This is a genomic window from Priestia sp. 40, from assembly GCF_049368575.1.
GTDB classification, from domain to species: Bacteria; Bacillota; Bacilli; order Bacillales; family Bacillaceae_H; genus Priestia; species Priestia zanthoxyli.
Genome location: NZ_JBMPZA010000023.1, coordinates 79,574 through 103,486 on the forward strand (window position 1 = coordinate 79,574; position 23,913 = coordinate 103,486).

A 23,913-nucleotide genomic window follows, 5' to 3' on the forward strand; every position below is an offset into this window, starting at 1 on the left:
TTACTGTTATCTAGTTTTCAAAGAACAATCGCAACCAAAATTCTTCTTATCTAATAAGAAGAAAGTAGTATGCTTTCTATAATTGAGAGATTGAACTCTCAAAACTGAACAAAGTGTCAAAACGTACGTCATGTAAAAATCCTTAGAAAGGAGGTGATCCAGCCGCACCTTCCGATACGGCTACCTTGTTACGACTTCACCCCAATCATCTGTCCCACCTTAGGCGGCTAGCTCCTTACGGTTACTCCACCGACTTCGGGTGTTACAAACTCTCGTGGTGTGACGGGCGGTGTGTACAAGGCCCGGGAACGTATTCACCGCGGCATGCTGATCCGCGATTACTAGCGATTCCAGCTTCATGTAGGCGAGTTGCAGCCTACAATCCGAACTGAGAATGGTTTTATGGGATTGGCTTGACCTCGCGGTCTTGCAGCCCTTTGTACCATCCATTGTAGCACGTGTGTAGCCCAGGTCATAAGGGGCATGATGATTTGACGTCATCCCCACCTTCCTCCGGTTTGTCACCGGCAGTCACCTTAGAGTGCCCAACTAAATGCTGGCAACTAAGATCAAGGGTTGCGCTCGTTGCGGGACTTAACCCAACATCTCACGACACGAGCTGACGACAACCATGCACCACCTGTCACTCTGTCCCCCGAAGGGGAACGCTCTATCTCTAGAGTTGTCAGAGGATGTCAAGACCTGGTAAGGTTCTTCGCGTTGCTTCGAATTAAACCACATGCTCCACCGCTTGTGCGGGCCCCCGTCAATTCCTTTGAGTTTCAGTCTTGCGACCGTACTCCCCAGGCGGAGTGCTTAATGCGTTAGCTGCAGCACTAAAGGGCGGAAACCCTCTAACACTTAGCACTCATCGTTTACGGCGTGGACTACCAGGGTATCTAATCCTGTTTGCTCCCCACGCTTTCGCGCCTCAGCGTCAGTTACAGACCAAAAAGCCGCCTTCGCCACTGGTGTTCCTCCACATCTCTACGCATTTCACCGCTACACGTGGAATTCCGCTTTTCTCTTCTGCACTCAAGTTCCCCAGTTTCCAATGACCCTCCACGGTTGAGCCGTGGGCTTTCACATCAGACTTAAGAAACCGCCTGCGCGCGCTTTACGCCCAATAATTCCGGATAACGCTTGCCACCTACGTATTACCGCGGCTGCTGGCACGTAGTTAGCCGTGGCTTTCTGGTTAGGTACCGTCAAGGTACGAGCAGTTACTCTCGTACTTGTTCTTCCCTAACAACAGAGTTTTACGACCCGAAAGCCTTCATCACTCACGCGGCGTTGCTCCGTCAGACTTTCGTCCATTGCGGAAGATTCCCTACTGCTGCCTCCCGTAGGAGTCTGGGCCGTGTCTCAGTCCCAGTGTGGCCGATCACCCTCTCAGGTCGGCTATGCATCGTTGCCTTGGTGAGCCGTTACCTCACCAACTAGCTAATGCACCGCGGGCCCATCTGTAAGTGATAGCCGAAACCATCTTTCAATCATCTCCCATGAAGGAGAAGATCCTATCCGGTATTAGCTTCGGTTTCCCGAAGTTATCCCAGTCTTACAGGCAGGTTGCCCACGTGTTACTCACCCGTCCGCCGCTAACGTCATAGAAGCAAGCTTCTAATTAGTTCGCTCGACTTGCATGTATTAGGCACGCCGCCAGCGTTCATCCTGAGCCAGGATCAAACTCTCCGAAGAAATGTTTGACTTGCTCAATTTAAAAAATAAAAATTAACGTTGACGTTTGTCGCTTTGTTCAGTTTTCAAAGTTCAACCGCCGCTCTTGAGCGACTTTCTTATATTAACAAGTTGTCTTTCATTTGTCAACAACTTTTTTAATATTTTATTTCTGATGAATTGCGATTGTTTTCCAATCACTCATCAGCGACATTTAATAATTTAACATCTGTACTATATAAAGTCAACACTTTTTGAAAAGTTTTTTTCATTTCATCAAAAAACCTTATTTACTTCCCTGCTTTCACCGAACCTTAGCAAGATCTTTGAGAGGATTTGATACTTTTCTTGAATGTTTCGTTCAAGAACTACATGATTCAAACTTTGTTGAAAAGCCACGTTTGTTCTCTTCATTTCTTCTCTAAGTAGTGCTTCTAACTCTAAACACTCCACCTGATTAAATAAACAAATTTTCATTGATTCACCTTCTTTTTGCGACATTGATTCTCAAACATCAAAATAAAATCAATTGTTCTTTTCCTTACCTGTTATTAATTGTAGACAAAACGCATACAAATTAGACAAGTACTACTTATTAAATGAGGTGACAAAATGAATATGTTTTATACTATTCGAGCCAAAAGAATCAAACAAACAATGCTTATCGTAGTTGCTGCGTTTTTTACAAGCTTTTTTCTCTATGCTCAGCAGACGTTTCACTTTCCCGTGTTTTCAACCGATAACGGTCCAAGAGCTGTTTATAAGGCGGATGACAAAAATCCGGAAGTTGCTCTTACGTTTAACATCAGCTGGGGAGATGAAAGAGCTATTCCCATTCTGAATGAACTAAAAAGACAGCATATTGAACATGCTACTTTCTTTTTATCTGCTTCATGGGCTGAGCGTCACCCAGATATTGTAGAGCGCATTAAGAAAGAAGGTCACGAAATTGGCACAATGGGCTATGACTATACTTCCTATACAAGCCTAGAACCTAATGAGATTAGACAGGATCTTGCAAAATCAAAGAAAGTCTTTGATTCCCTAGGCCTTAAAGATGTTCACCTTCTTCGTCCTCCTAACGGGCAATTTAATAAAGACATCTTAAAATTAACAGCAGATATAGGATATACTACTGTTCACTGGAGCATTGATTCTAAAGACTGGACAAATCCAGGGGTTGAAAAAATTGTCTCCAATGTTACAAAGCCTTTAGACGGAGGAGATATTATATTGCTGCACGCGTCTGACTCCGCTCAACAAACAGCAAAGGCTATTCCATATATCAAGAATTCATTACAAAATAAAAAAGTCTCAAACGTAAGTGTTTCAACATTAATTTCAAATTCAAAAACCCAAGTAAAAGATATCCGATAAGATCTATTTCCACTGTATATGGAAAGGAAAAGCAGACAAATATGCTATTTGTCTGCTTTTGCTATTCTTGCGTGCGTAAGAAGTTTGGGCAAAATAAGAAGTTGATACATATTACAAATTAGAAGTGGAAACAACATAAGGTAAAGCCAGCTTTCTTCGTTCGTTCGCAGCGCTGGGAACCATTCAATTGTCGTTACAACAATCATAAAAAACAGCGCTGGTACAAAAGCCTCTTTATTCGTCTGCTTTTTCTTTGCATACGCCACTAATAACCCCACCGCTAACAAGAAAACGCTTAACAAAATATACTTACCTATGCCTTCTCCCGGTTGTTGAAAGAACTTATATCGAAAATAAGTAACGTCAAATAATACAAATAAAACAAATACAATTTGAACCGATTTCCAAAGTGATGCAGATTTAAAAATTCCCAACCCAAAACGGTGAATAGTTAAATATGCAAAAAACCCCATTTGGCTAATTAAACTAAAAATAAACCCTACGCCTACGAGCCATGTTAAAACAGCAACAATTTCTCCTATCTTTCCTTGTTGAAATAAGTGACCGTATTCCCCCCAGCGCACCGCAAACCCAACAACAGCTGTACTTATACCCCCGACAGCTAACGTGGTTAGAAATAGACGAACCCAATTTCGACTATTCACTTCCATCTCCCCCATAAGTTACAAAATTGTACCTTTTCATAAATTGTACCAATCACGTTTTGAAAAATCTAGAGCTCTTTTATGAATAAAAAACCTTGATTATCTCATATTAAGCGTAAGCATATTAGGAAAGGAGCTCATTACTATGAAAAAGCGACTCATGCTCCTCATTTATATAGGAATGTGTATGCTTTTAGCTACAGCCTGTGCACCGCAAGATGAAGAGAACAATGGTATGGATTATGATCAAACAAAGAAAATGGTTGTTGATATTTTAAAAACAGATGAAGGAAAAAAAGCAGTCGAGGCAATTATGAAAGACCCTTCTGTTAGACAAGATATTTTAATGGATCAAAACGCGATAAAAGATACAATTTCTCAAACCCTAGTATCAGATAAAGGCGTGGAATTTTGGAAAAAAGCCATGGATGATCCGAAGTTTGCTGAAAGCTTTGCTAAAAGTTTGGAAAAAGAAAATAAGACGGTCATCAAACAACTGATGAAAGATCCTGAATATCAAGGAATGCTTCAAGATGTTTTAAAGGATCCGGCTATGGAAAAAGAAGTACTGACTGTTTTAAAGAGTAAAGAATATCGCACTTATTTACAAAAAATTATGACCGAAACGTTTGATAGCCCTCTTTATCAATCTAAAATTCAAGACATTCTTTTGAAAGCCGCTGAAGAAACACAAGGTGGACAAAAACAAAGCAGCGACGACGGTGGTTCTTCTTCCTCTGGATCTGATTCAGGCGGAGAGCAGCAACAGCAGTGATTAAATACGCATCTCATATGAGGTGCGTATTTAATTATGTCATTTATTTTTATTAAAAAACCTAAACAACTTCTTTATATTTTTTAATACTTAGTATTTTTATTGGAATTGTAAACTTTAATTCTTAGCTTTATGGTAAAATATTAGAAATTAACACAATCGTTTTATAGCAAAGGGAGGGAATTTGATGGAATTTCGCGTTATTAAAACGTTTCAAACCATTGTTCGTTTAGGAAGCTTTCAATTAGCCGCTGAATATTTAAAGTACTCTCAGCCTACCATTACACTTCACATTCAAAAGTTAGAATCCGAACTAGGATTTAAGCTTTTAGAACGAGGAAAAAGCATTAAACTTACTGAAGCAGGTAAAATCTTTTACGAGCGAGCAAATATTTTACTAAAGGAATATGAGTATCTAAATAACACCTTAAAGGATTATTCAACAGGCGAAGCTGGCACGATCCGTATAGGTGCTGCAGAACCTACAGCAAGCAGTCGACTGCCTTCCATTCTCTCATTATTTAAAAAAAGATATCCCAACACAGAAATTAGCTTACTCGTTGCAGACGAAAAGCACCTTCATCAACATATACGCAATCAAGAAATTGATTTCGCGATTGGCACTGTCTCAGAATCGTTCAGAGATATAGAATTTGAGGCATTACTAACGGAAAAACTTGTGCTGCTATTACCATTCAATCATGCTCTAACAAAAAGAAAAACAATCTTTGCAAAAGATTTAATACACGAAACGCTGATTACAGCTGGGCAATCTTCTGTTCAAAAGAAAATTGAGCAGCTAATCTTTGAGCGAACAGGCCAGCTGCCTGCTAAAGTCCAGTTAGGCACTATTAGCACACTTCAGCATTTTGTAAAAGAAAACTTAGGAATAGCCGTTGTTCCACAAATAAGCGCAACTCTTCCGCCAGATCAAGTGGTGGTTAAAACAATTCATGACTTGCATGAGGGCCCTGCAATCGGCATTTTAAAGCACCAATCTCACACCGTAAGTACAGCTGGAAAAACATTTTTAGCTCTCTTAAAACAAAACCTTGCATTTGATTTAAAAAAGGCGCAGATTGAACTCTCTGTATAATAACAAAAAGCACGCGCTCGAACAGCGCGTGCTTTTTGTTATTTTCCCGTTGCTGCTTTTTCATTTTCGCAAATAAATGCAATCTTGCTTGCAATCTCTCCGTATATTTGACCTAAACGATGCGATTCATCGTAAATGGAAGGCGCAAAATCTTCTTCATTCCAGTCGGGCTGACTTAACGGAAGCTGTCCTAACAGTTCTGTCTGAAGTTCCTCAGCCAGTTTTGGACCTCCGCCTTTACCAAATACATACTCTTTTTCCCCTGTTAGCTGGCTTTCAAAGTAAGCCATATTTTCTACGACTCCAATTACCTCATGATCGGTTTTCAAAGCCATAGCACCCGCTCTAGCTGCAACAAATGCCGCTGTAGGATGTGGTGTTGTAATAATCACTTCTTTACAAGCAGGAAGCATGGAGTGAACGTCTAATGCGACATCACCTGTTCCGGGAGGTAAGTCTAGTAAAAGATAATCTAATTCTCCCCATTCAACTTCTGTAAAAAAGCTCGTCAACATTTTTCCAAGCATAGGTCCTCGCCAGATAACGGGTGAATTATCTTCTACAAAGAAGCCCATTGAAATAACTTGTACTCCGAAGCGCTCAACTGGAATAATCTTTTCTCCTTCTACCACAGGACGTTGTGTAATTCCCATCATATCTGGAACACTGAATCCATAAATATCAGCATCAATTAAACCAACTTTCTTACCTAAACGAGCTAAAGAAACGGCGAGGTTCACAGAGACTGTTGATTTACCAACGCCTCCTTTACCGCTTGCAATAGCAATAAATTCAGGTGCATTCGGACTAGTTAGTAAGTTGCCAGTATTCGGTTGCTCAGCGCGGTACTGCTGAAGTTCTTCAGGCTTAAACTCAACAAATCTCAGTCCAACCGACTGTACACCTGCTTTTTTTAACCCTTCTACAATCGTACCTTGAAGGCTTAACTGTTCACTAGTACCTGTTTTCGCAACAGCAATCTTAAGGCTTACATGCTGTTTTTCAGCTTTAATTGTTATTTCTTTAATCGCATCTGTTTCTGATAGTTTTTTATTTAAAAATGGATCTGTAATTTCCCCTACTACTTCTTTTACTTGCTTTTCCGTTAGCATACTCCCACCACCATGTTAAAATCTATTATTTATACTATCAAGTATATCACACATATTAGATTTTTCTGAATAGAAGCATGCTATGCTTTTTATTTAGGCTTTTCTCCAGTAAAATACCGGCTGACTCCTTCATAAATGGATTCAGCTAACTTTTTTTGATAGCGTTTCGATTGAAGCATTTTACGTTCTGTAGGATTTGATAAGAATCCTACTTCAACCAAAGCACCGGGTGGCTTAGAATGCTTAAGAAGGTAAAGAGTTTGAATTGCTTTTGCTTCACGACTCGTATTATCCAGATTATTTCTTAGCTCTTGTTGAATGAGTTTGGCCACTTGCTCATTTTCTTTTAGAGACCCGTAATAGAAAGTTTGAGCTCCTCTCCACGCAGAGGATGGAATAGCATTTAAGTGAATACTTAAGTACAAATCGGCATTGGATTTATTAATCATCGTTAAGCGATTTTTTAAGTCCTCTACTTTTCTGCGACTGTACCCTCGTGTGTCTTTAGCCGCTAGGTCTTCGTCTTTTTCTCTCGTCATAATAACAAGCGCTCCTTGCTCTTGCAGATAGTCTCGAAGCAGTAACGAAATCTTAAGAGTTATTTCTTTTTCAAGCACTTCATCCTCTCCTACGGCTCCGCCATCAACGCCGCCGTGTCCAGGATCTAGAACAATGACTTTGCCGCTAAGAGGAAGTGAAAGCGAACCGGATGATGTTTTATGATCTATCTGATATTGTACAATTACAAAAAGAACGAGAAGCGCTATAATTGTGCTCATTATTTTTACTTTAGACATTTTATCCCTTCCCTTCTTGCCTCACCTATTTATTTCTATATGGGACAAGAACGGGAATTATGAGTACTTTTTAATGCAAACGTAACCGACGTCTTTTTTCTGCGGTTCGATAACCTTCTTTCCACCAGTCTTGCACATATCCTTGACACAAATAATACAGACCATCTTGATAAAGATCTGTTACAGACATGCTGACGGCTCCGTACAATGTATCAATTAAAAGAGACTCTTCTTGCTTACTGTGCTTCTGAAAATCTTCGTAGCCTTTACCACGTTTACTCACCCGGGCACCTAATAAAAATGATTCGATAGCAATGTCAAGACAGTACTCCTCCACATGTTCGTCTCCTAGCATATTCCACTGAAACATTGGATGAAAATAACGGCGCAGCCTCTCTTGAAGCAAATCAAACGATAGTTCCCTTAGGACTTTGCGTTCATATTTCATTTCTTTTTCATAACGTTTTTCTTTTAAATATGTAACCTCGTTCACGATAACGCCTCCCTTTTTTACATATTGTCTGCACAAGCCTTCGTCTCATACGCAAACAACAAATAAAAAAAGCCTTGGTCCAAAGACCAAGGCTTGAAACGTAATATAAAATTAACGTTTTGAGAATTGTGGTGCACGACGAGCGCCTTTAAGACCGTATTTTTTACGTTCTTTCGCACGAGCGTCACGAGTTAATAGACCAGCACGTTTTAATGTTCCACGGTATTCAGGGTCTGCTTCTAATAAAGCACGAGAGATTCCGTGACGAATAGCGCCAGCTTGACCTGCATAACCTCCACCATTAACGTTTACAAATACGTCATAGTTACCTACAGTTTCAGTTAAAGCAAGTGGTTGTTTTACTACTTCACGTAGTGCAGCAAATGGAATGTATTCTTCGATTTCACGACCGTTGATTGTTACGCGACCGTTACCTGGTACTAAACGTACACGAGCAACAGAGCTTTTACGACGACCAGTTCCGTAATATTGTACCTGTGCCAAGATAATAACCTCCTCTTATTAATTATCCGCGAAGTTCGTAAACTTCTGGTTTTTGTGCTTCATGTGGATGTGTTTCACCAGCATACACATGTAATTTTTTGAACATTTGACGGCCTAGGCTACCTTTTGGAAGCATGCCTTTGATTCCTAATTCAAGCATTTTCTCAGAGTAGTTAGTACGCATTTCTAATGCTGTACGTTGTTTCAAACCACCTGGGTGCATGCTGTGACGGTAATAAATTTTATCAGTTAATTTTTTACCTGTTAGTTCGATTTTTGACGCATTGATAAGGATCACGTGATCACCAGTATCAACATGTGGTGTAAAAGTTGGTTTATGTTTACCGCGTAAGATTGATGCTACTTCACTTGCTAAACGACCTAAAGTTTTACCTTCAGCATCGACAACATACCATTTACGCTCTACTTCGTTTGCTTTCGCCATGAAAGTTGTACGCATGAGTTTCCCTCCTAATTTTCATCATCAATTATAAAATTATTTCAACCTTCTATTTCAACACGATTAATTTCCGGGGCTAACCGTGGGGTTAAAATACATACCATATGATATATTATATCTTTAAGCTACTAATGTCAAGAAAATGTTACACCAGGTTTAGTTGTCATAGAAAACGCGCCATAAATATAGTCCTTGCGAAGGCGCAGTTTTCCCTGCACGAGGACGTGATTTGCTTTCTAGAATATCTTTTATAGCATCTGGTTCAATACGCCCTTGTCCTACTTCTAAAAGCGTTCCAACAAGAATACGAACCATATTATACAGAAAGCCACTTCCAACGAATCTAAACACAAGCTGACTATTCTCTTCATACATATCAATCTTGTAAATCGTACGAATCTTATCTTCCACTTCTGTTCTCGCTGAACAGAAGCTTGTAAAGTCGTGTGTACCGAGTAAATATGTGATGGCTTTTTTCATTTTTGAGTAGTCTAATGGATAAGGGTAATGGTATGCATAAGAACGAGTGAAAGGATTTCGATCTTCGCCGCGCAAAATATGATAGCGATACTCTTTTGAAGTAACGTCATACCGGGCGTGAAAATGTGCATCAACTTCACATACATTCTTCATTACAATATCATCTGGTAGCATTGAATTCAATGCTTTTTTCCACTTATCACATGGAATATTTAGGTTTGTATCAAAATGAATGACTTGCCCCTGTGCATGAACATTTGTGTCCGTTCGTCCAGAGGCGTAAATCGGCACTTTTTTGTTATGCATTTTCTCTAAAACGGCTTCAATCTCCAGTTGAACAGTTCGCTTATTGGGTTGAACTTGATAACCTGAAAAGTGTGTGCCGTCGTATGCAACTATACATTTTAAACGTTTCATCTTTTCACCAAACAATCTTTACGTTCTAATCAGCACTAAAACAACTGCTACTGCCAGCAGAAGTAAAAGCATAATTGTATCTATGCTTCCCCATTTCAATTGACGATACTTTGTACGCCCTTCTCCGCCTTTATAACCCCTTGCCTCCATGGCAATAGCTAGCTCTTCAGCACGCTTAAATGAACCTATAAATAGAGGAACAAGTAAAGGAACGACAGCTTTCAAACGATCCGTAACGGGACCGGTGCTAAAGTCCACTCCTCGTGCTGTCTGCGCTTTAATAATTTTATCTGTCTCTTCCATCAATGTAGGAATAAAGCGAAGAGAAATGGACATCATTAAAGCTAATTCATGAACAGGAAGCTTGAGCTTTTTAAATGGATTCAGCAAGCTTTCCATTCCATCTGTTACTTCAATGGGCGTAGTCGTTAAAGTGAGCATTGTCGTAATTAAAATTAAGAACAAGAAGCGCAAGGAAATTAAAACACCTTGAATAAGGCCGCCTTTATAGACAGAAAACCATCCCCATTCAAACAAAAGAGGACCTTCCTTTGTCATAAAAATGTGCAAAAGAAACGTGATAATAATAATAAACAGAACGGGCTTTAACCCTCTTAAAATAAATGAAACAGGCACTTTACTCATGGCCACTATCATAAGGGTATACACACCTAAAAAAGCATAGCCGATAGGGTTATTTGCTAAAAACACAATTAATACATACGCAAATACAAGAAGCAGCTTGGCCCGAGGATCCATTCGATGGACAACAGAATGCCCCGGCACATACTTACCAATAATGATTGAGTTCATCATAATCGTTCACCTTGCTGAATAAGGCGCTGCACTTTCTCTACCACTTCAGAAAAGGTAATAACCGTATCCGATGCTTCAAGCTGAAATTTCTCTTGCAGCTTCAGCATAAAGCGAAGCGATTCTGGAACATCCAATCCATATTCTTTTAACTGCTTGTACTGACCAAACACTTCTCTAGGTGACCCTTTCATCGCAATCGTTCCCTTATTCATCACAATTAGCTCATCAGCGTACATAGCTGCATCTTCCATGCTGTGAGTCACGAGAATCGTCGTCAAGCCTTTTTCTTTATGAAGACGATAAATCATATTCATAATTTCTTGACGCCCTCTAGGGTCCAATCCAGCAGTTGGTTCATCTAAAATTAGCACATTAGGATTCATCGCTAGAATACCTGCTATCGCTACACGACGCATTTGTCCACCACTCAAATCAAAAGGAGATCTGGTCAGAATGTCTTCTGGCAGCCCTACTAACTTGATAAGCTCTCTTGCTTTTTGCTTTGCTTCTTCTTCCGAAACGCCATAATTCATTGGTCCAAAAGCTATATCTTTTTCCACCGTTTCTTCAAAAAGCTGATGTTCTGGAAATTGAAACACCACGCCTACTTGCTGACGAATAGCTTTTAAATTCTTTTCTTTTCGATTGGCTTTAATTGTGCGCTCACCGATTTGAATTTCACCAGCAGTTGGCTTCAATAAGGCATTCAGATGCTGTATGATTGTTGATTTCCCAGAACCAGTATGGCCAATAACAGCCAAAAATGTACCTGATTTAATGTTTAAATTTAAGTCATGTAGAGCAATTCGTTCAAATGGTGTATTAACTTGATAACAATGCTCTACTTCTTTGAATATAATGTCCATAGTTCGTCCACCAAGTCCTCATCTGTTAAATGAATTTTTGATAAAGGAATTCCTACGGAAGCAAAACGATGGCTTAGTTTAACGGAAAACGGCAAGTCTAGTCCAATATCCGTTAACTTGGAACCTAATGCAAATACTTCGCGTGGAGTACCTGTTGCATAGATCTTCCCTTTGTTCATCACAACGACTCTGTCAGCCATTGCTACTTCATCTAAATCGTGAGTAATTGAAATAACCGTCAGTTGTTTTTCTTCTTTTAATTTTCTAACAGTTTCAAGTACTTCAGTTCGCCCAATAGGATCTAACATGGATGTTGCTTCATCTAGAATGATGACAGATGGCTGTACGGCAATTATACCCGCAATGGCCACACGCTGTTTTTGTCCACCTGATAGCTGATGAGGCTCTTGATCCAGAAAAGCACTCATGTTGACCATTTCGATTGCTTCAGGTATACGTTTTTCCATAATCTCAAATGGAATCCCATTGTTTTCAAGCCCAAACGCAATATCGTCTTGAACGGTTGAGCCAACAAATTGATTATCTGGATTTTGAAACACCATTCCAATCTGCTTGCGCACATCCCATATTGTTTCTTCAGATAAAAGAGTATCGCCCACTCGAACCGTTCCTTTTTCAGGTAGCAAAAGGCCGTTTAGAATTCGTGCCAGCGTCGACTTACCAGATCCATTATGTCCAGCTATCGCTAACCATTCACCTTTATAAGCAGAGAGAGAAAGGTGATCTAATGTTAGGTCTGCTTCAGGATCGTATCGAAAGCATAAATCTTTTACCTCTAAAGACATTTCTTTCAACGCTATCTTCCTCTCAGCTTTTTCTATTGCAGCATTGCCTACATTGGCTTTTTACACTATTTACCCGGTTTAAGGTATAAAAAAAGGGCAACGACTAGTTACACACTGTCTCGCCCTTTTCTATCTGTATTAAAAATATTAAACTAATTCAATGATAACCATTGGAGCACCGTCACCACGGCGAGGTCCAACTTTTAAGATACGAGTGTAACCGCCTTGGCGATCTTCGTAGCGAGTAGCGATATCGCTGAATAGTTTTTGTAAAGCGCTTTGACCAGCTTCTTCGTTAGCTACTTCATTACGGATGTAAGATGCAGCTTGACGACGAGCGTGTAGATCTCCACGTTTACCTAAAGTAATCATTTTTTCAACAGTTGAACGTAATTCTTTTGCACGAGCTTCAGTTGTCTCAATGCGTTCACTGATGATTAAATCAGTTGTTAAATCACGAAGAAGCGCCTTGCGTTGTGCGCTTGTACGACCTAATTTACGGTAAGACATGTGAGGTCCCCTCCTTTGTTAAGTAGTTAAACAGGTAGATATAATCAGTCGTCCTTACGTAGACCCAAACCTAATTCTTCAAGTTTAGCTTTAACTTCTTCTAAAGATTTACGGCCTAAGTTACGAACTTTCATCATATCTTCTTCTGTTTTATTAGCAAGCTCTTGTACAGTATTGATGCCTGCTCGTTTTAAGCAGTTGTAAGAACGAACAGATAAATCCAGTTCCTCGATCGTCATCTCTAGAACTTTTTCTTTCTGGTCTTCTTCTTTTTCTACCATGATCTCTGCTTTTTGAGCTTCATCTGTTAAGTTAACGAAGATATTTAAGTGTTCAGTTAGAATCTTTGCACCTAAAGCAACAGCTTTTTCTGGCTCGATGCTACCGTCAGTCCAAACATCCAACGTTAACTTATCGTAATTTGTCATTTGACCAACACGAGTATTCTCTACATAATACGATACGCGAGTAACAGGCGTATAGATTGAATCAATTGGAAGTACACCAATTGGTTGGTCTTCACGCTTGTTAGCATCGGCAGGATTATAACCTCGACCTGTGCGAGCAGTAAGTCTCATACGGAAATGAGCATCTGACTCAAGTGTTGCAATATGAAGATCTGGATTTAGAACTTCGATATCGCTGTCTGCTTGAATGTCAGCAGCCGTTACTGTACCAGGACCTTTAACATCGATCTCAAGTGTTTTCTCTTCATCAGAGTAAATCTTCAACGCTAACTTTTTAACGTTTAAAATGATGTTTGTTACATCTTCAACAACTCCAGGAACTGTTGAAAATTCATGTAATACACCTTCAATTTGAATAGATGTTACAGCTGCACCAGGGAGTGAGGATAATAGGATACGACGTAAGGAGTTACCCAAAGTAGTACCATATCCACGCTCAAGTGGTTCGACGACGAATTTACCGTACTTTCTATCATCGCTGATTTCTACCGTTTCAATTTTTGGCTTTTCAATCTCTATCAATATAAACCCTCCTTCAAAACGTCGAAACCTCGGCTAGACGGCTGATTTCTCAAATGCCTAACCGAAATTCCCTATTAGACAGTTCCCGAATGTGCACAACAAATGGAAAACATTTCGTTGCATGAATAAATTCTACACCATCATCATTATAGACAACGAAATAGAATCTATACATATTAATTATACACGACGACGTTTTGGTGGGCGGCATCCGTTGTGAGGTACAGGAGTAACATCTTTAATAGCTGTTACTTCTAAACCTGCAGCTTGAAGAGCACGGATAGCTGCTTCACGACCAGCACCAGGGCCTTTAACTGTAACTTCAAGAGTTTTCATTCCGTTATCCATAGAAACTTTAGCAGCAGTTTCAGCAGCCATTTGCGCAGCAAATGGAGTAGATTTACGAGAACCTCTGAAGCCAAGTGCGCCTGCACTAGACCAAGCAATCGCATTACCGTGAACATCTGTAATTGTTACAATAGTGTTGTTAAACGTTGAGCGAATATGAGCTACACCAGCTTCAATATTCTTTTTCACGCGACGTTTACGTGTATTAGTTTTACGTGCCATCTGTTAATGACCTCCCTTACTAATTATTTCTTCTTGTTCGCTACAGTACGGCGTGGGCCTTTACGTGTACGAGCATTGTTTTTACTGTTTTGACCACGAACTGGTAAACTACGACGGTGGCGGATACCACGGTATGAACCAATCTCAATTAAACGTTTGATGTTTAAAGAAACTTCACGACGAAGATCGCCTTCTACTTTATAGCTATCTAAAATATCACGAATTTTACCTAATTCTTCTTCTGTTAAGTCACGAACGCGAGTATCTTCAGAAACTCCAGCTTCAGCTAGAACTTTTTCAGCAGTTGGACGACCAATACCGAAAATGTATGTTAATGAAATTACTACACGCTTGTCACGAGGAATATCAACACCAGCAATACGTGCCATATGAATAGTGCACCTCCTTATTGATTAACCTTGTTTTTGTTTATGCTTAGGGTTTTCACAAATTACCATTACTTTACCTTTTCTACGGATAACTTTACATTTTTCGCAGATTGGTTTAACTGATGGTCTGACTTTCATGTTTCATACCTCCTTGATAGTACGGAGTGCATAGGTTTTATTTGAAACGGTACGTAATTCTACCGCGAGTTAAATCGTATGGTGACAATTCTACAGTTACTTTATCACCAGGTAAGATTCGAATGAAATGCATGCGAATTTTTCCTGATACGTGAGCAAGTACTGTATGACCATTTTCTAATTCTACCTTGAACATAGCGTTAGGTAAAGTCTCAGCAACTGTACCTTCAACTTCAATTACATCGTCTTTTGCCATTAAAGTGCTCTCCTTTCTTTGAAACAGTAACAAGCTATCATTAAACGACTTAAAAAGAACCTGTTCTGAACATCCGGAGATCGTAATCATTAAATTCAAGATGATTGACGCTAATATACATCTTTACCATTTTAACAGCAATTCAGACGAAAAACGATCATCGTGAATTTAGATAATTACTGTTTACTGTCCAGTGCATCTAGCGAGGAATGGATAGAGATAACATCCTTTAACATTACAATGCTGTCAGAATTTCATATCCCGTCTCAGTAATTGCAATAGTATGTTCGAAGTGCGCACACATTTTACCATCTACTGTGACAACTGTCCAGTTATCAGGTAATGTTTTTACATATCGCATACCAGCATTCACCATTGGCTCAACTGCCAATACCATGCCTGGACGTAGACGCGGTCCTTTATTCGGTGGACCATAATGAGGTACTTGCGGATCTTCATGTAAGTCTTTGCCGACCCCATGGCCAACATATTCTCTTACAATCGAAAAGTTACGTGATTCTGCGTACTGTTGAATAGCATGTGAAATATTCGACAAACGCTCACCTGGCTTAGCTTCTGCTAATCCTTTGTAGAGAGATTGCTCAGTCACATCAAGCAGCTCTTGATTTTCTAATGAAATCTTTCCTACTCCATATGTCCAAGCTGAATCACCGTGATAGCCACCGAATTTAGCTCCGATGTCTAAACTGATGATATCCCCTTCATTAAGCTTGCGTTCACCCGGAATACCATGAACTAATTCTTCATTCACAGAAGCACATACACTGCCGCGAAAACCATTATACCCTTTAAAAGACGGAATTGCATCATGTTGACGAATAAAATTTTCAGCAATTGCATCCAATTCTATAGTCGTAATACCTGGAGCGATATGCTTTTTTAACTCTTGATGAGTTAAAGCCACGATTCGTCCAGCTTCACGCATGACCTCAATTTCCTCTGGTGTCTTGCAAATGATCATTGCTTAACCCCAGCAAGTAATTGACGAACATCCTCAAACACAATGTTAATATCTTGATTACCATTAATATTGCGTAGATAACCTTTTTCTTGATAGAAATCAAGTAGAGGTTGAGATTGTTTAACATTAACTGAAAGTCTAGTTGAAACCGTCTCAGCATTGTCATCTGCACGTTGGTAAAGCTCTCCGCCACATTTGTCACAAACTCCTTCTTTCGCAGGAGGATTGAATACTAAGTGGTAAGTAGCTCCGCAATCTTTACAAATGCGGCGTCCAGTAAGACGCTCCATTAAAATGCTTTGATCTACATCAATATTAATCACATAATCAATTTGCTTGTTTAGTTCTTTTGTAATTGTTTCAAGAGCTTCTGCTTGGGCTACTGTTCTTGGGAAGCCATCAAGTAAAAAGCCATTTTCACAATCTTGTTTGTTTAAACGCTCGCGCACAATTCCAATTGTTACTTCATCAGGAACAAGGTTACCTTGGTCCATAAATGATTTAGCTTTTAAACCTAGTTGCGTTCCTTCTTTAATTGCAGCTCGGAACATATCTCCTGTTGAGATATGAGGGATATCGTAATGCTCAACGATTTTTTCTGCTTGAGTACCTTTCCCAGCACCAGGAAGGCCCATTAACACTAAATTCATTTCTTGCTTCCCCCTCAGTATCTTATCCGTTTAATGGGAAAGCAGCTTGCTTCCCACTAAACAGCTTTACTTAATAAATCCCTTATAATGGCGTTTCACTAATTGACTCTCGAGCTGTTTCATTGTCTCAAGAGCTACACCGACAACAATTAACAAACTAGTACCGCCGATCTGAGCAGATGATGGTAGGTTTGCAATTTTGATGAACAGAACCGGCAACACAGCAATTAACGCAAGGAATATCGAACCGATTAATGTCAGAAGATATAACACTTTCGTTAAATAAGCTTGTGTGCTTTTACCAGGACGGATGCCTGGGATGTAGCCACCTTGCTTTTTCAAGTTCTCTGCTACTTGTTCAGGGTTAACTTGAACAAATGTATAGAAGTAACAAAAAGCAATGATTAACGCTACATACACTATCATACCAATTGGCTTAGTATAGTCAAATGTATTCTGAATCCACGTCGTTACATCATTTGGACCGAAAAATGATGCAATTGTTGGTGGTGTGATAATAAATGAAACTGCAAAGATAACAGGAATAACCCCAGCAGCATTTACTTTTAACGGTAAATGAGTGGATTGACCTCCAACAGGATTACGACCAGCTGAACCCTTTGCATATTGAATAGGAATTTTTCGTAGCGCTTGTTGGAAGTAAATAACACCAACAATAATAGCTAAAACTGCGATGGCAATTAAAACTACCGTTACGATACGAATGAATAATTGATCCCCAACGTCTTCAAATTGCTGTGCATAAATTTGATTTAATGTTGTCGGAATACCAGCTGCAATACCAGCAAAGATAATGATAGAAATACCATTACCTACGCCTTTTGCAGTAATCTGCTCTCCTAACCACATTAAGAAGGCAGTACCTGCCGTTAACACTGTAGCAATTAGAAGATACGTAGAAATTCCTGGATTAGCGATCAATTGTCCGCCCGAAATATTGTTGAATCCTATAGACATACCTAAAGCCTGGATAAATCCAAGCACAATTGTTCCATAACGAGTTACTTGAGCTAATTTACGGCGCCCAACATCTCCCTGCTTTGACCATTCTGTAAACTTAGGTACAACATCCATCTGCAATAATTGGACGATGATGGATGCTGTAATATAAGGCATAATGCCCATAGCAAGAATGGAGAAGTTTTTTAACGCGCCGCCGCCAAATGTATTCAGAACCCCGAATACATTTAACCCATCTTGCAATTTTAGTACATCCGTATTAACACTTGGTACAGGAATAAATGTACCAATTCGGAAGACAATTAACATTAACAAAGTGAAAAAGATTTTTTGTCTTATTTCACGCACGCGCATTAAATTGGAGATTGTTTGAAACATTAGATCACCTCAACTGTACCGCCAGCAGCTTCGATAGCTTCTTTAGCAGTTGAAGAGAATTTAGCAGCTTTAACAGTTAGCTTAGAGTTTAATGTACCGTTTCCTAGTACTTTAACGCCAGCTTTTGCTTTGCTTACTAAACCAGTTTCGATTAATAATTCTGGTGTTACTTCAGTTCCATCTTCAAAACGGTTAAGAGCTTCTAAATTAACGATCGCGTATTCTTTACGATTGATATTAGTGAACCCACGTTTTGGAAGACGACGGAATAAAGGAGTTTGACCACCTTCGAAGCCAGGTCTTACGCCACCGCCAGAGCGAGCGTTTTGCCCTTTGTGACCTTTACCTGAAGTCTTTCCGTTACCTGAACCAGTACCACGACCTACACGGTTACGTACTTTACGTGAACCTTCAGCTGGTTTCAATTCATGAAGTTTCATTCCGGAGCACCTCCTTAGAGTGACAATTTATACTTATTGCTCTTTTACTGTAACAAGGTGAGCTACTTTGTTAATCATTCCGCGAATTGCAGGATTATCGTCTTGAACGACAGTTTGATTTAACTTACGTAGGCCAAGTGTACGAACAGTTACACGTTGATCTTCTGGACGACCAATTACGCTACGAGTAAGGGTAATTGCTAGTTTGTTTGCCATTCTATATCCCTCCCTTATCCTAACAGTTCTTCTACAGTCTTGCCACGTAGTTTTGCAACATCTTCAGCACGTTTTAGGTTAGCTAAACCGTTAAGAGTTGCACGTACCATGTTGATTGGAGTGTTTGAACCTAAAGATTTAGATAGAATATCACTTACTCCACCCAATTCTAGTACCGCACGAACTGGGCCACCAGCGATAACTCCTGTACCTTCAGAAGCAGGTTTTAAGAAAATTTGACCTGCACCAAATTGTCCAAGGATTTCGTGTGGAATAGTTGTACCAACCATAGGTACAGTAATTAAGTTTTTCTTCGCATCTTCAATAGCTTTACGGATTGCATCTGGTACCTCTTGTGCTTTACCAGTACCAAATCCAACGTGACCGTTTTTGTCACCAACTACAACTAATGCAGCGAAGCGGAAACGACGTCCACCTTTCACAACTTTAGCTACGCGGTTAACGGTAACAACACGTTCTTCAAGCTCTAATTTATTTGGATCAATACGACGCATGATTTTCCCTCCTTTTACAATTAGAATTGTAATCCAGCTTCACGAGCAGCGTCAGCTAATGCTTTAACACGGCCATGATATAAATAACCGCCACGGTCGAATACTACTTCGTTTACACCTTTTTCTACTGCGCGTTTAGCGACTAATTCGCCAACTTTGATAGCAGCTTCAGTGTTACCAGTGCTTTCTAAAGTCAGGTCTTTATCTAACGTTGAAGCACTTGCGATTGTTACTGAATTTAAATCGTCGATAACTTGTGCGTAAATATGTTGATTAGAACGGAACACGTTTAAACGCGGACGAGTTGCAGTTCCAGATAACTTCGCACGAACACGAGCATGTCTTTTTTTACGAACTTTGTTTTTATCAAGCTTCGTGATCATTTCGGGCACTCCTTTCTTTTACCTAACCGGCATTACTTCTTAGCAGTTTTACCTTCTTTACGACGTACATATTCGCCTTCGTAACGAATACCTTTACCTTTGTAAGGCTCTGGTGGACGAACGTCACGAATATTTGCAGCTAATGCACCTACGCGTTCTTTATCAATACCTTTAATAACGATCTTAGTTTGAGAAGGAACTTCGATTTCGATTCCTGTTTCAGGAGTAATCTCAACTGGGTGAGAGTATCCAACGCTCAATACTAATTTGCTACCAGATTTTTGTGCACGGTAACCTACACCGACTAATTCTAAACCACGTTCGAATCCTTTAGTAACACCTTCAACCATGTTACCTAAAAGGCTACGAGTAGTTCCGTGAAGAGCGCGGTGCTCTTTATTGTCGCTAGGACAATTAACAACTAGTACGTTGTCTTCAACTTTAATTTCGATTTCAGGGTGGAATGTACGAGTTAATTCACCCTTTGGTCCTTTTACAGTTACAGTGTTGCTCTCGTTCGTAACTGTAACACCTGCTGGAAGTTCTAAAGGCTTTTTACCAACACGTGACATAGTTACACCTCCATTCACATTTAAAACTTATTACCAAACGTACGCTAATACTTCTCCACCAGTTTGCTTTTGACGAGCTTCTTTGTCAGTTAAAACACCTTGAGAAGTAGAAACGATTGCGATACCTAAACCGTTAAGTACACGTGGTACTTCGTTAGTTTTTGCATAAACACGTAGACCAGGTTTACTGATACGTTTTAAGCCTGTAATTACACGTTCGTTATTTGAACCGTATTTTAAGAAGATACGGATAATACCTTGTTTGTTGTCTTCGATGTATTCTACATCACGTACGAAACCCTCACGCTTAAGGATTTCTGCAATTTGCTTCTTAATGTTAGAAGCAGGAACTTCAATTTTCTCATGACGAACCATGTTCGCATTGCGGATACGAGTTAGTAAATCTGCAATAGGATCAGTCATTACCATATTAATTTACCTCCTTCCCAAACTTGGGTTTTACCAACTAGCTTTTTTAACACCAGGAATTTGACCTTTATAAGCAAGCTCACGGAAACAAATACGGCAAAGCTTGAATTTACGTAGTACTGAGTGTGGACGTCCACAACGTTCGCAACGTGTATACTCTTGTACTTGGAATTTTTGCTGGCGTTTTTGCTTCGCAATCATTGATTTTTTAGCCACATTTTCGCCTCCTCTGCTTAACGTTGGCAGTTATTACTTCTGGAATGGCATACCGAACTGAGTTAAAAGCTCACGAGCTTCTTCATCAGTGTTTGCTGTTGTAACAATAACGATATCCATACCACGAACTTTAGTTACTTTATCATAATCGATCTCTGGGAAGATCAATTGTTCTTTAACACCTAACGTGTAGTTTCCACGACCATCAAATGCTTTTTTAGATACACCACGGAAATCACGCACACGTGGAAGTGATACTGATACTAGTTTATCGAAGAATTCGTACATACGCTCGCCGCGTAAAGTAACTTTCGCACCGATTGGCATACCTTCACGAAGACGGAAACCAGCGATAGATTTTTTCGCACGAGTTACAACAGGTTTTTGACCAGTGATTTCAGCTAGTTCTTCAACAGCGTTATCTAAAGCTTTTGAGTTAGAAACAGCATCACCGATACCCATGTTGATTACGATCTTGTCGATTTTTGGCACTTGCATTACAGATTCATAATTAAACTTGCTAACTAGAGCAGGAGTAATCTCTTTTGTAAATTTCTCTTTAAGACGGTTCATGTGAACTAAACCTCCCTTCACATTTCATTAATTATTTATCTAAAGTTTCACCAGATTTTTTTGCTACACGTACCTTTTTGCCATCGATAACTTGGTACCCAACACGAGTTGGCTCACCAGATTTAGGATCCAACGGCATTACGTTTGATACGTGGATAGGTGCCTCTTGGCTAACGATTCCACCTTGTGGATTTACTTGAGAAGGTTTAGAGTGTTTTTTAACAACGTTCACGCCTTCAACAAGTACACGGTCTTTCTTTGGGAAAGCTGCAAGTACTTCACCTTGCTTACCTTTGTCTTTACCAGAGATAACCACTACTTTGTCGCCCTTTTTAACATGCATCCTATTCGCACCTCCTTAAAAGGCATTTTGTATTTGTTCTATATATCAATTAGATAACTTCTGGAGCTAATGATACGATCTTCATGAAGTTGTTATCACGTAATTCACGAGCAACTGGTCCGAAGATACGAGTACCACGTGGTCCTTTGTCGTCACGGATGATTACGCAAGCATTTTCGTCGAAACGGATGTAAGAACCGTCAGTACGGCGAACACCACTTTTTGTACGTACAACAACAGCTTTAACAACGTCACCTTTTTTAACAACGCCTCCTGGTGTTGCTTGTTTCACCGTACAAACGATAACATCACCAATGTTTGCTGTCTTGCGACCTGAACCACCAAGTACTTTAATAGTAAGTACCTCACGTGCACCAGAGTTGTCTGCAACTTTTAAACGAGATTCTTGTTGAATCATGTACGAAACCTCCCTTCGGATGAATCATTCTTATCCGATCTATCTTAACTATTAGATGATAACAGCTTTTTCTACAACTTCTACTAGACGGAAACGTTTAGTAGCTGATAACGGACGAGTTTCCATGATCTTCACGATATCGCCTAGTTGAGCTGTATTGTTTTCATCGTGAGCTTTGAATTTCTTTGAGTATTTTACACGCTTGCCATAAAGCGAATGCTTTTTGTAAGTTTCAACAAGAACAGTAACAGTCTTATCCATTTTGTCAGAAACTACGCGGCCAGTGTAAACTTTACGTTGGTTGCGTTCACTCATTCTGAAAGCCTCCTCTCAGACTTAATTATTTATTAGCAGCAATCTCTCTTTCACGAACTACAGTTTTCATACGAGCGATCGATTTGCGCACTTCGCGAATACGAGTAGTATTCTCTAATTGTCCAGTCGCTAATTGGAAACGAAGGTTAAACAACTCTTCTTTTAAAGCCTTAACTTTTTGTTCAATTTCAGCAGTGGTAAGGTCACGAATTTCATTAGCTTTCATTAGAATCACCACCAATTTCTTCACGTTTTACAAACTTACATTTTACAGGTAGCTTGTGTGCAGCTAAACGTAAAGCTTCACGTGCAACCTCTTCAGATACACCTGAAATTTCAAACATTACTTTTCCAGGTTTAACAACTGCTACCCAACCTTCAGGAGCACCTTTACCAGAACCCATTCGGACTTCTAGAGGCTTAGCAGTATAAGGTTTAGAAGGGAAAATTTTAATCCATACTTTACCGCCACGTTTCATGTAACGAGTCATTGCGATACGAGCAGCTTCGATTTGACGGTTTGTAATCCAAGAAGCTTCAGTAGCTTGTAAACCGAATTCACCGAAATGTACTTCCGTACCACCTTTAGCGCGTCCACGCATTTTTCCGCGATGTTCGCGACGATATTTAACGCGTTTTGGTAATAACATAATTATTTTCCTCCTTCCTCAGTTTTCTTTTTAGTAGGAAGAACCTCTCCACGATAGATCCATACTTTCACACCAAGTTTACCATAAGTAGTATCTGCTTCAGCGTGAGCATAGTCAATATCAGCGCGAAGTGTATGAAGTGGAACTGTACCTTCACTGTAATATTCAGAACGAGCAATATCAGCTCCGCCTAAACGACCAGATACCATTGTTTTGATACCTTGTGCGCCAGCACGCATACTACGTTGGATAGCTTGCTTTTGAGCACGACGGAATGATACACGGTTCTCAAGTTGGCGAGCGATGTTTTCAGCTACTAGTTTAGCATCTAAATCTGCTCGTTTAATTTCAAGGATGTTAATGTGTACACGCTTGCCTGTTAATTGGTTAAGAGCTTTACGAAGTGATTCTACTTCAGTACCACCTTTACCAATTACCATACCAGGTTTTGCAGTGTGGATCGTTACGTTTAAGCGGTTAGCAGCGCGTTCGATTTCAACTTTAGAAACAGCTGCATCGTTTAAACGTTTAGCGATATATTCACGTACTTTTAAGTCTTCATGTAATAAGTCAGCGTAGTCTTTGCCAGCGAACCATCTTGATTCCCAATCACGGATGACACCGACGCGAAGACCGACCGGATTTACCTTTTGACCCAT

The 23,913-nt window shown here is 39.9% G+C and carries 37 protein-coding genes and 1 rRNA gene; 3 read left to right on the plus strand and 35 right to left on the minus strand.

The features are described from left to right. Positions 1-146: 146 nt before the first annotated feature. Positions 147-1,698: ribosomal RNA gene (locus ACO1DI_RS23770) — 16S ribosomal RNA — on the minus strand. A 255-nt stretch (positions 1,699-1,953) separates the two neighbouring features. After that, a complete protein-coding gene (locus ACO1DI_RS23775; protein WP_258873761.1) occupies positions 1,954-2,178 on the minus strand; it encodes a hypothetical protein in 225 nt (74 codons plus the stop codon). A gap of 111 nt (positions 2,179-2,289) precedes the next feature. On the opposite strand from ACO1DI_RS23775, the gene pdaB reads away from it, so the two are divergent. Next, on the plus strand, positions 2,290-3,054 hold the full coding sequence (pdaB, locus tag ACO1DI_RS23780) for a polysaccharide deacetylase family sporulation protein PdaB (RefSeq protein WP_014462001.1): 765 nt from the start codon (positions 2,290-2,292) through the stop codon (positions 3,052-3,054). A 44-nt stretch (positions 3,055-3,098) separates the two neighbouring features. Here pdaB and ACO1DI_RS23785 read toward each other — a convergent pair whose 3' ends face one another. After that, entirely contained in the window at positions 3,099-3,719 is a 621-nt protein-coding gene (locus tag ACO1DI_RS23785; protein ID WP_302892760.1) for a KinB-signaling pathway activation protein, read from the minus strand. 145 nt (positions 3,720-3,864) lie between these two features. Here ACO1DI_RS23785 and gerD point away from each other — a divergent pair, with 145 nt between their 5' ends. Further along, complete coding sequence (gene gerD / locus ACO1DI_RS23790) at positions 3,865-4,494, plus strand: spore germination lipoprotein GerD (protein WP_013054964.1); 630 nt, start codon at positions 3,865-3,867, stop codon at positions 4,492-4,494. Between the two features lie 187 nt (positions 4,495-4,681). Continuing rightward, complete coding sequence (locus tag ACO1DI_RS23795) at positions 4,682-5,590, plus strand: LysR family transcriptional regulator (RefSeq protein WP_071277644.1); 909 nt, start codon at positions 4,682-4,684, stop codon at positions 5,588-5,590. A gap of 38 nt (positions 5,591-5,628) precedes the next feature. On the opposite strand, the gene ACO1DI_RS23800 is transcribed toward ACO1DI_RS23795, so the two are convergent. The 32 genes from ACO1DI_RS23800 to rpsC form a co-directional block, all read right to left on the minus strand. After that, the gene (locus tag ACO1DI_RS23800) at positions 5,629-6,702 is read right to left on the minus strand and encodes an Mrp/NBP35 family ATP-binding protein (protein WP_423145654.1); all 1,074 of its coding nucleotides are present in this window, start codon (positions 6,700-6,702) and stop codon (positions 5,629-5,631) included. 89 nt (positions 6,703-6,791) lie between these two features. Continuing rightward, entirely contained in the window at positions 6,792-7,499 is a 708-nt protein-coding gene (gene cwlD / locus ACO1DI_RS23805; protein WP_115652898.1) for an N-acetylmuramoyl-L-alanine amidase CwlD, read from the minus strand. Between the two features lie 70 nt (positions 7,500-7,569). Next, on the minus strand, positions 7,570-7,992 hold the full coding sequence (locus ACO1DI_RS23810; RefSeq protein ID WP_013054960.1) for a DUF2521 family protein: 423 nt from the start codon (positions 7,990-7,992) through the stop codon (positions 7,570-7,572). 111 nt (positions 7,993-8,103) lie between these two features. Beyond that, complete coding sequence (rpsI, locus tag ACO1DI_RS23815; RefSeq protein WP_013054959.1) at positions 8,104-8,496, minus strand: 30S ribosomal protein S9; 393 nt, start codon at positions 8,494-8,496, stop codon at positions 8,104-8,106. Positions 8,497-8,518: 22 nt separating this feature from the next. Further along, the gene (rplM, locus tag ACO1DI_RS23820) at positions 8,519-8,956 is read right to left on the minus strand and encodes a 50S ribosomal protein L13 (protein WP_013054958.1); all 438 of its coding nucleotides are present in this window, start codon (positions 8,954-8,956) and stop codon (positions 8,519-8,521) included. Positions 8,957-9,112: 156 nt separating this feature from the next. Next, positions 9,113-9,853: a tRNA pseudouridine(38-40) synthase TruA gene (gene truA, locus ACO1DI_RS23825; protein WP_013054957.1), complete on the minus strand. Its 741-nt coding sequence runs from the start codon at positions 9,851-9,853 to the stop codon at positions 9,113-9,115. Between the two features lie 18 nt (positions 9,854-9,871). Beyond that, the gene (locus tag ACO1DI_RS23830; RefSeq protein ID WP_014462022.1) at positions 9,872-10,669 is read right to left on the minus strand and encodes an energy-coupling factor transporter transmembrane component T family protein; all 798 of its coding nucleotides are present in this window, start codon (positions 10,667-10,669) and stop codon (positions 9,872-9,874) included. After that, on the minus strand, positions 10,666-11,535 hold the full coding sequence (locus ACO1DI_RS23835; RefSeq protein ID WP_423145655.1) for an energy-coupling factor ABC transporter ATP-binding protein: 870 nt from the start codon (positions 11,533-11,535) through the stop codon (positions 10,666-10,668). The genes ACO1DI_RS23830 and ACO1DI_RS23835 overlap by 4 nt, the downstream gene beginning before the upstream one ends. Beyond that, positions 11,511-12,350, minus strand: coding sequence for an energy-coupling factor ABC transporter ATP-binding protein (locus tag ACO1DI_RS23840; RefSeq protein WP_013054954.1), 840 nt, complete (start codon positions 12,348-12,350; stop codon positions 11,511-11,513). The genes ACO1DI_RS23835 and ACO1DI_RS23840 overlap by 25 nt, the downstream gene beginning before the upstream one ends. Before the next feature lie 138 nt (positions 12,351-12,488). Next, positions 12,489-12,851 (minus strand): 50S ribosomal protein L17, encoded by a 363-nt coding sequence (gene rplQ / locus ACO1DI_RS23845; protein ID WP_013054953.1) that lies wholly within the window; start codon positions 12,849-12,851, stop codon positions 12,489-12,491. A gap of 44 nt (positions 12,852-12,895) precedes the next feature. Then, positions 12,896-13,840, minus strand: coding sequence for a DNA-directed RNA polymerase subunit alpha (locus ACO1DI_RS23850; RefSeq protein ID WP_013054952.1), 945 nt, complete (start codon positions 13,838-13,840; stop codon positions 12,896-12,898). A 180-nt stretch (positions 13,841-14,020) separates the two neighbouring features. Further along, positions 14,021-14,410: a 30S ribosomal protein S11 gene (rpsK, locus tag ACO1DI_RS23855; protein ID WP_013054951.1), complete on the minus strand. Its 390-nt coding sequence runs from the start codon at positions 14,408-14,410 to the stop codon at positions 14,021-14,023. Between the two features lie 23 nt (positions 14,411-14,433). Further along, positions 14,434-14,799: a 30S ribosomal protein S13 gene (gene rpsM / locus ACO1DI_RS23860; RefSeq protein WP_013054950.1), complete on the minus strand. Its 366-nt coding sequence runs from the start codon at positions 14,797-14,799 to the stop codon at positions 14,434-14,436. A 24-nt stretch (positions 14,800-14,823) separates the two neighbouring features. Then, the gene (gene rpmJ, locus ACO1DI_RS23865) at positions 14,824-14,937 is read right to left on the minus strand and encodes a 50S ribosomal protein L36 (RefSeq protein WP_003156543.1); all 114 of its coding nucleotides are present in this window, start codon (positions 14,935-14,937) and stop codon (positions 14,824-14,826) included. A gap of 37 nt (positions 14,938-14,974) precedes the next feature. Then, positions 14,975-15,193: a translation initiation factor IF-1 gene (gene infA / locus ACO1DI_RS23870; protein WP_010285101.1), complete on the minus strand. Its 219-nt coding sequence runs from the start codon at positions 15,191-15,193 to the stop codon at positions 14,975-14,977. A gap of 235 nt (positions 15,194-15,428) precedes the next feature. After that, positions 15,429-16,175: a type I methionyl aminopeptidase gene (gene map / locus ACO1DI_RS23875; RefSeq protein ID WP_014462024.1), complete on the minus strand. Its 747-nt coding sequence runs from the start codon at positions 16,173-16,175 to the stop codon at positions 15,429-15,431. Next, entirely contained in the window at positions 16,172-16,825 is a 654-nt protein-coding gene (locus ACO1DI_RS23880) for an adenylate kinase (protein ID WP_013054948.1), read from the minus strand. The genes map and ACO1DI_RS23880 overlap by 4 nt, the downstream gene beginning before the upstream one ends. 66 nt (positions 16,826-16,891) lie before the next feature. Next, entirely contained in the window at positions 16,892-18,184 is a 1,293-nt protein-coding gene (gene secY / locus ACO1DI_RS23885) for a preprotein translocase subunit SecY (protein ID WP_423145656.1), read from the minus strand. Beyond that, entirely contained in the window at positions 18,184-18,624 is a 441-nt protein-coding gene (rplO, locus tag ACO1DI_RS23890; RefSeq protein ID WP_013054946.1) for a 50S ribosomal protein L15, read from the minus strand. Before rplO ends, secY begins: the two co-directional genes overlap by 1 nt. Before the next feature lie 33 nt (positions 18,625-18,657). Then, the gene (gene rpmD / locus ACO1DI_RS23895) at positions 18,658-18,840 is read right to left on the minus strand and encodes a 50S ribosomal protein L30 (RefSeq protein ID WP_013054945.1); all 183 of its coding nucleotides are present in this window, start codon (positions 18,838-18,840) and stop codon (positions 18,658-18,660) included. A gap of 14 nt (positions 18,841-18,854) precedes the next feature. Further along, the gene (gene rpsE / locus ACO1DI_RS23900; protein ID WP_013054944.1) at positions 18,855-19,355 is read right to left on the minus strand and encodes a 30S ribosomal protein S5; all 501 of its coding nucleotides are present in this window, start codon (positions 19,353-19,355) and stop codon (positions 18,855-18,857) included. A gap of 20 nt (positions 19,356-19,375) precedes the next feature. Then, complete coding sequence (gene rplR / locus ACO1DI_RS23905) at positions 19,376-19,738, minus strand: 50S ribosomal protein L18 (protein WP_013054943.1); 363 nt, start codon at positions 19,736-19,738, stop codon at positions 19,376-19,378. Positions 19,739-19,770: 32 nt separating this feature from the next. Beyond that, positions 19,771-20,310, minus strand: a complete 540-nt coding sequence (gene rplF / locus ACO1DI_RS23910; protein ID WP_423145657.1) for a 50S ribosomal protein L6 — start codon at positions 20,308-20,310, stop codon at positions 19,771-19,773. A 30-nt stretch (positions 20,311-20,340) separates the two neighbouring features. Then, positions 20,341-20,739 carry a 30S ribosomal protein S8 gene (rpsH, locus tag ACO1DI_RS23915; RefSeq protein ID WP_013054941.1) on the minus strand — a complete coding sequence of 133 codons (399 nt, stop codon included), beginning with the start codon at positions 20,737-20,739 and terminating at the stop codon, positions 20,341-20,343. Positions 20,740-20,769: 30 nt separating this feature from the next. After that, positions 20,770-20,955 (minus strand): type Z 30S ribosomal protein S14, encoded by a 186-nt coding sequence (locus ACO1DI_RS23920; protein WP_013054940.1) that lies wholly within the window; start codon positions 20,953-20,955, stop codon positions 20,770-20,772. Between the two features lie 33 nt (positions 20,956-20,988). Next, positions 20,989-21,528, minus strand: coding sequence for a 50S ribosomal protein L5 (rplE, locus tag ACO1DI_RS23925; protein ID WP_013054939.1), 540 nt, complete (start codon positions 21,526-21,528; stop codon positions 20,989-20,991). A 31-nt stretch (positions 21,529-21,559) separates the two neighbouring features. After that, positions 21,560-21,871, minus strand: a complete 312-nt coding sequence (gene rplX / locus ACO1DI_RS23930) for a 50S ribosomal protein L24 (protein ID WP_013054938.1) — start codon at positions 21,869-21,871, stop codon at positions 21,560-21,562. Between the two features lie 49 nt (positions 21,872-21,920). Then, on the minus strand, positions 21,921-22,289 hold the full coding sequence (gene rplN, locus ACO1DI_RS23935; protein ID WP_013054937.1) for a 50S ribosomal protein L14: 369 nt from the start codon (positions 22,287-22,289) through the stop codon (positions 21,921-21,923). 51 nt (positions 22,290-22,340) lie between these two features. Then, positions 22,341-22,604, minus strand: coding sequence for a 30S ribosomal protein S17 (gene rpsQ, locus ACO1DI_RS23940; protein WP_013054936.1), 264 nt, complete (start codon positions 22,602-22,604; stop codon positions 22,341-22,343). A gap of 25 nt (positions 22,605-22,629) precedes the next feature. Further along, positions 22,630-22,830 carry a 50S ribosomal protein L29 gene (gene rpmC, locus ACO1DI_RS23945; RefSeq protein ID WP_013054935.1) on the minus strand — a complete coding sequence of 67 codons (201 nt, stop codon included), beginning with the start codon at positions 22,828-22,830 and terminating at the stop codon, positions 22,630-22,632. Then, entirely contained in the window at positions 22,820-23,254 is a 435-nt protein-coding gene (rplP, locus tag ACO1DI_RS23950) for a 50S ribosomal protein L16 (RefSeq protein WP_013054934.1), read from the minus strand. Before rplP ends, rpmC begins: the two co-directional genes overlap by 11 nt. A 2-nt stretch (positions 23,255-23,256) precedes the next feature. Further along, positions 23,257-23,913 (minus strand): 30S ribosomal protein S3, encoded by a 657-nt coding sequence (gene rpsC, locus ACO1DI_RS23955; RefSeq protein WP_013054933.1) that lies wholly within the window; start codon positions 23,911-23,913, stop codon positions 23,257-23,259.

Bases quoted from the DNA above. Each gene is read 5' to 3' on its own strand.
- rplP (WP_013054934.1), bottom strand. From the start codon at position 23,254: ATGTTATTACCAAAACGCGTTAAATATCGTCGCGAACATCGCGGAAAA.
- rpsQ (WP_013054936.1), bottom strand. From the start codon at position 22,604: ATGAGTGAACGCAACCAACGTAAAGTTTACACTGGCCGCGTAGTTTCT.
- rplO (WP_013054946.1), bottom strand. From the start codon at position 18,624: ATGAAACTTCATGAATTGAAACCAGCTGAAGGTTCACGTAAAGTACGT.
- pdaB (WP_014462001.1), top strand. From the start codon at position 2,290: ATGAATATGTTTTATACTATTCGAGCCAAAAGAATCAAACAAACAATG.
- rpsE (WP_013054944.1), bottom strand. From the start codon at position 19,355: ATGCGTCGTATTGATCCAAATAAATTAGAGCTTGAAGAACGTGTTGTT.
- rpsH (WP_013054941.1), bottom strand. From the start codon at position 20,739: ATGGTAATGACTGATCCTATTGCAGATTTACTAACTCGTATCCGCAAT.
- rpmJ (WP_003156543.1), bottom strand. From the start codon at position 14,937: ATGAAAGTCAGACCATCAGTTAAACCAATCTGCGAAAAATGTAAAGTT.
- ACO1DI_RS23830 (WP_014462022.1), bottom strand. From the start codon at position 10,669: ATGATGAACTCAATCATTATTGGTAAGTATGTGCCGGGGCATTCTGTT.
- secY (WP_423145656.1), bottom strand. From the start codon at position 18,184: ATGTTTCAAACAATCTCCAATTTAATGCGCGTGCGTGAAATAAGACAA.
- ACO1DI_RS23775 (WP_258873761.1), bottom strand. From the start codon at position 2,178: ATGTCGCAAAAAGAAGGTGAATCAATGAAAATTTGTTTATTTAATCAG.
- rpsK (WP_013054951.1), bottom strand. From the start codon at position 14,410: ATGGCACGTAAAACTAATACACGTAAACGTCGCGTGAAAAAGAATATT.
- ACO1DI_RS23795 (WP_071277644.1), top strand. From the start codon at position 4,682: ATGGAATTTCGCGTTATTAAAACGTTTCAAACCATTGTTCGTTTAGGA.
- rplE (WP_013054939.1), bottom strand. From the start codon at position 21,528: ATGAACCGTCTTAAAGAGAAATTTACAAAAGAGATTACTCCTGCTCTA.
- truA (WP_013054957.1), bottom strand. From the start codon at position 9,853: ATGAAACGTTTAAAATGTATAGTTGCATACGACGGCACACACTTTTCA.
- rpmC (WP_013054935.1), bottom strand. From the start codon at position 22,830: ATGAAAGCTAATGAAATTCGTGACCTTACCACTGCTGAAATTGAACAA.
- ACO1DI_RS23880 (WP_013054948.1), bottom strand. From the start codon at position 16,825: ATGAATTTAGTGTTAATGGGCCTTCCTGGTGCTGGGAAAGGTACTCAA.
- rpmD (WP_013054945.1), bottom strand. From the start codon at position 18,840: ATGGCAAACAAACTAGCAATTACCCTTACTCGTAGCGTAATTGGTCGT.
- rplF (WP_423145657.1), bottom strand. From the start codon at position 20,310: ATGTCACGTGTTGGTAAAAAGCCTTTAGAACTTCCAGCAGGTGTTACA.
- cwlD (WP_115652898.1), bottom strand. From the start codon at position 7,499: ATGTCTAAAGTAAAAATAATGAGCACAATTATAGCGCTTCTCGTTCTT.
- rplN (WP_013054937.1), bottom strand. From the start codon at position 22,289: ATGATTCAACAAGAATCTCGTTTAAAAGTTGCAGACAACTCTGGTGCA.
- rplQ (WP_013054953.1), bottom strand. From the start codon at position 12,851: ATGTCTTACCGTAAATTAGGTCGTACAAGCGCACAACGCAAGGCGCTT.
- ACO1DI_RS23835 (WP_423145655.1), bottom strand. From the start codon at position 11,535: ATGGACATTATATTCAAAGAAGTAGAGCATTGTTATCAAGTTAATACA.
- rplM (WP_013054958.1), bottom strand. From the start codon at position 8,956: ATGCGTACAACTTTCATGGCGAAAGCAAACGAAGTAGAGCGTAAATGG.
- rpsM (WP_013054950.1), bottom strand. From the start codon at position 14,799: ATGGCACGTATTGCTGGTGTTGATATTCCTCGTGACAAGCGTGTAGTA.
- gerD (WP_013054964.1), top strand. From the start codon at position 3,865: ATGAAAAAGCGACTCATGCTCCTCATTTATATAGGAATGTGTATGCTT.
- map (WP_014462024.1), bottom strand. From the start codon at position 16,175: ATGATCATTTGCAAGACACCAGAGGAAATTGAGGTCATGCGTGAAGCT.
- rplR (WP_013054943.1), bottom strand. From the start codon at position 19,738: ATGATCACGAAGCTTGATAAAAACAAAGTTCGTAAAAAAAGACATGCT.
- ACO1DI_RS23800 (WP_423145654.1), bottom strand. From the start codon at position 6,702: ATGCTAACGGAAAAGCAAGTAAAAGAAGTAGTAGGGGAAATTACAGAT.
- rplX (WP_013054938.1), bottom strand. From the start codon at position 21,871: ATGCATGTTAAAAAGGGCGACAAAGTAGTGGTTATCTCTGGTAAAGAC.
- rpsC (WP_013054933.1), bottom strand. From the start codon at position 23,913: ATGGGTCAAAAGGTAAATCCGGTCGGTCTTCGCGTCGGTGTCATCCGT.
- infA (WP_010285101.1), bottom strand. From the start codon at position 15,193: ATGGCAAAAGACGATGTAATTGAAGTTGAAGGTACAGTTGCTGAGACT.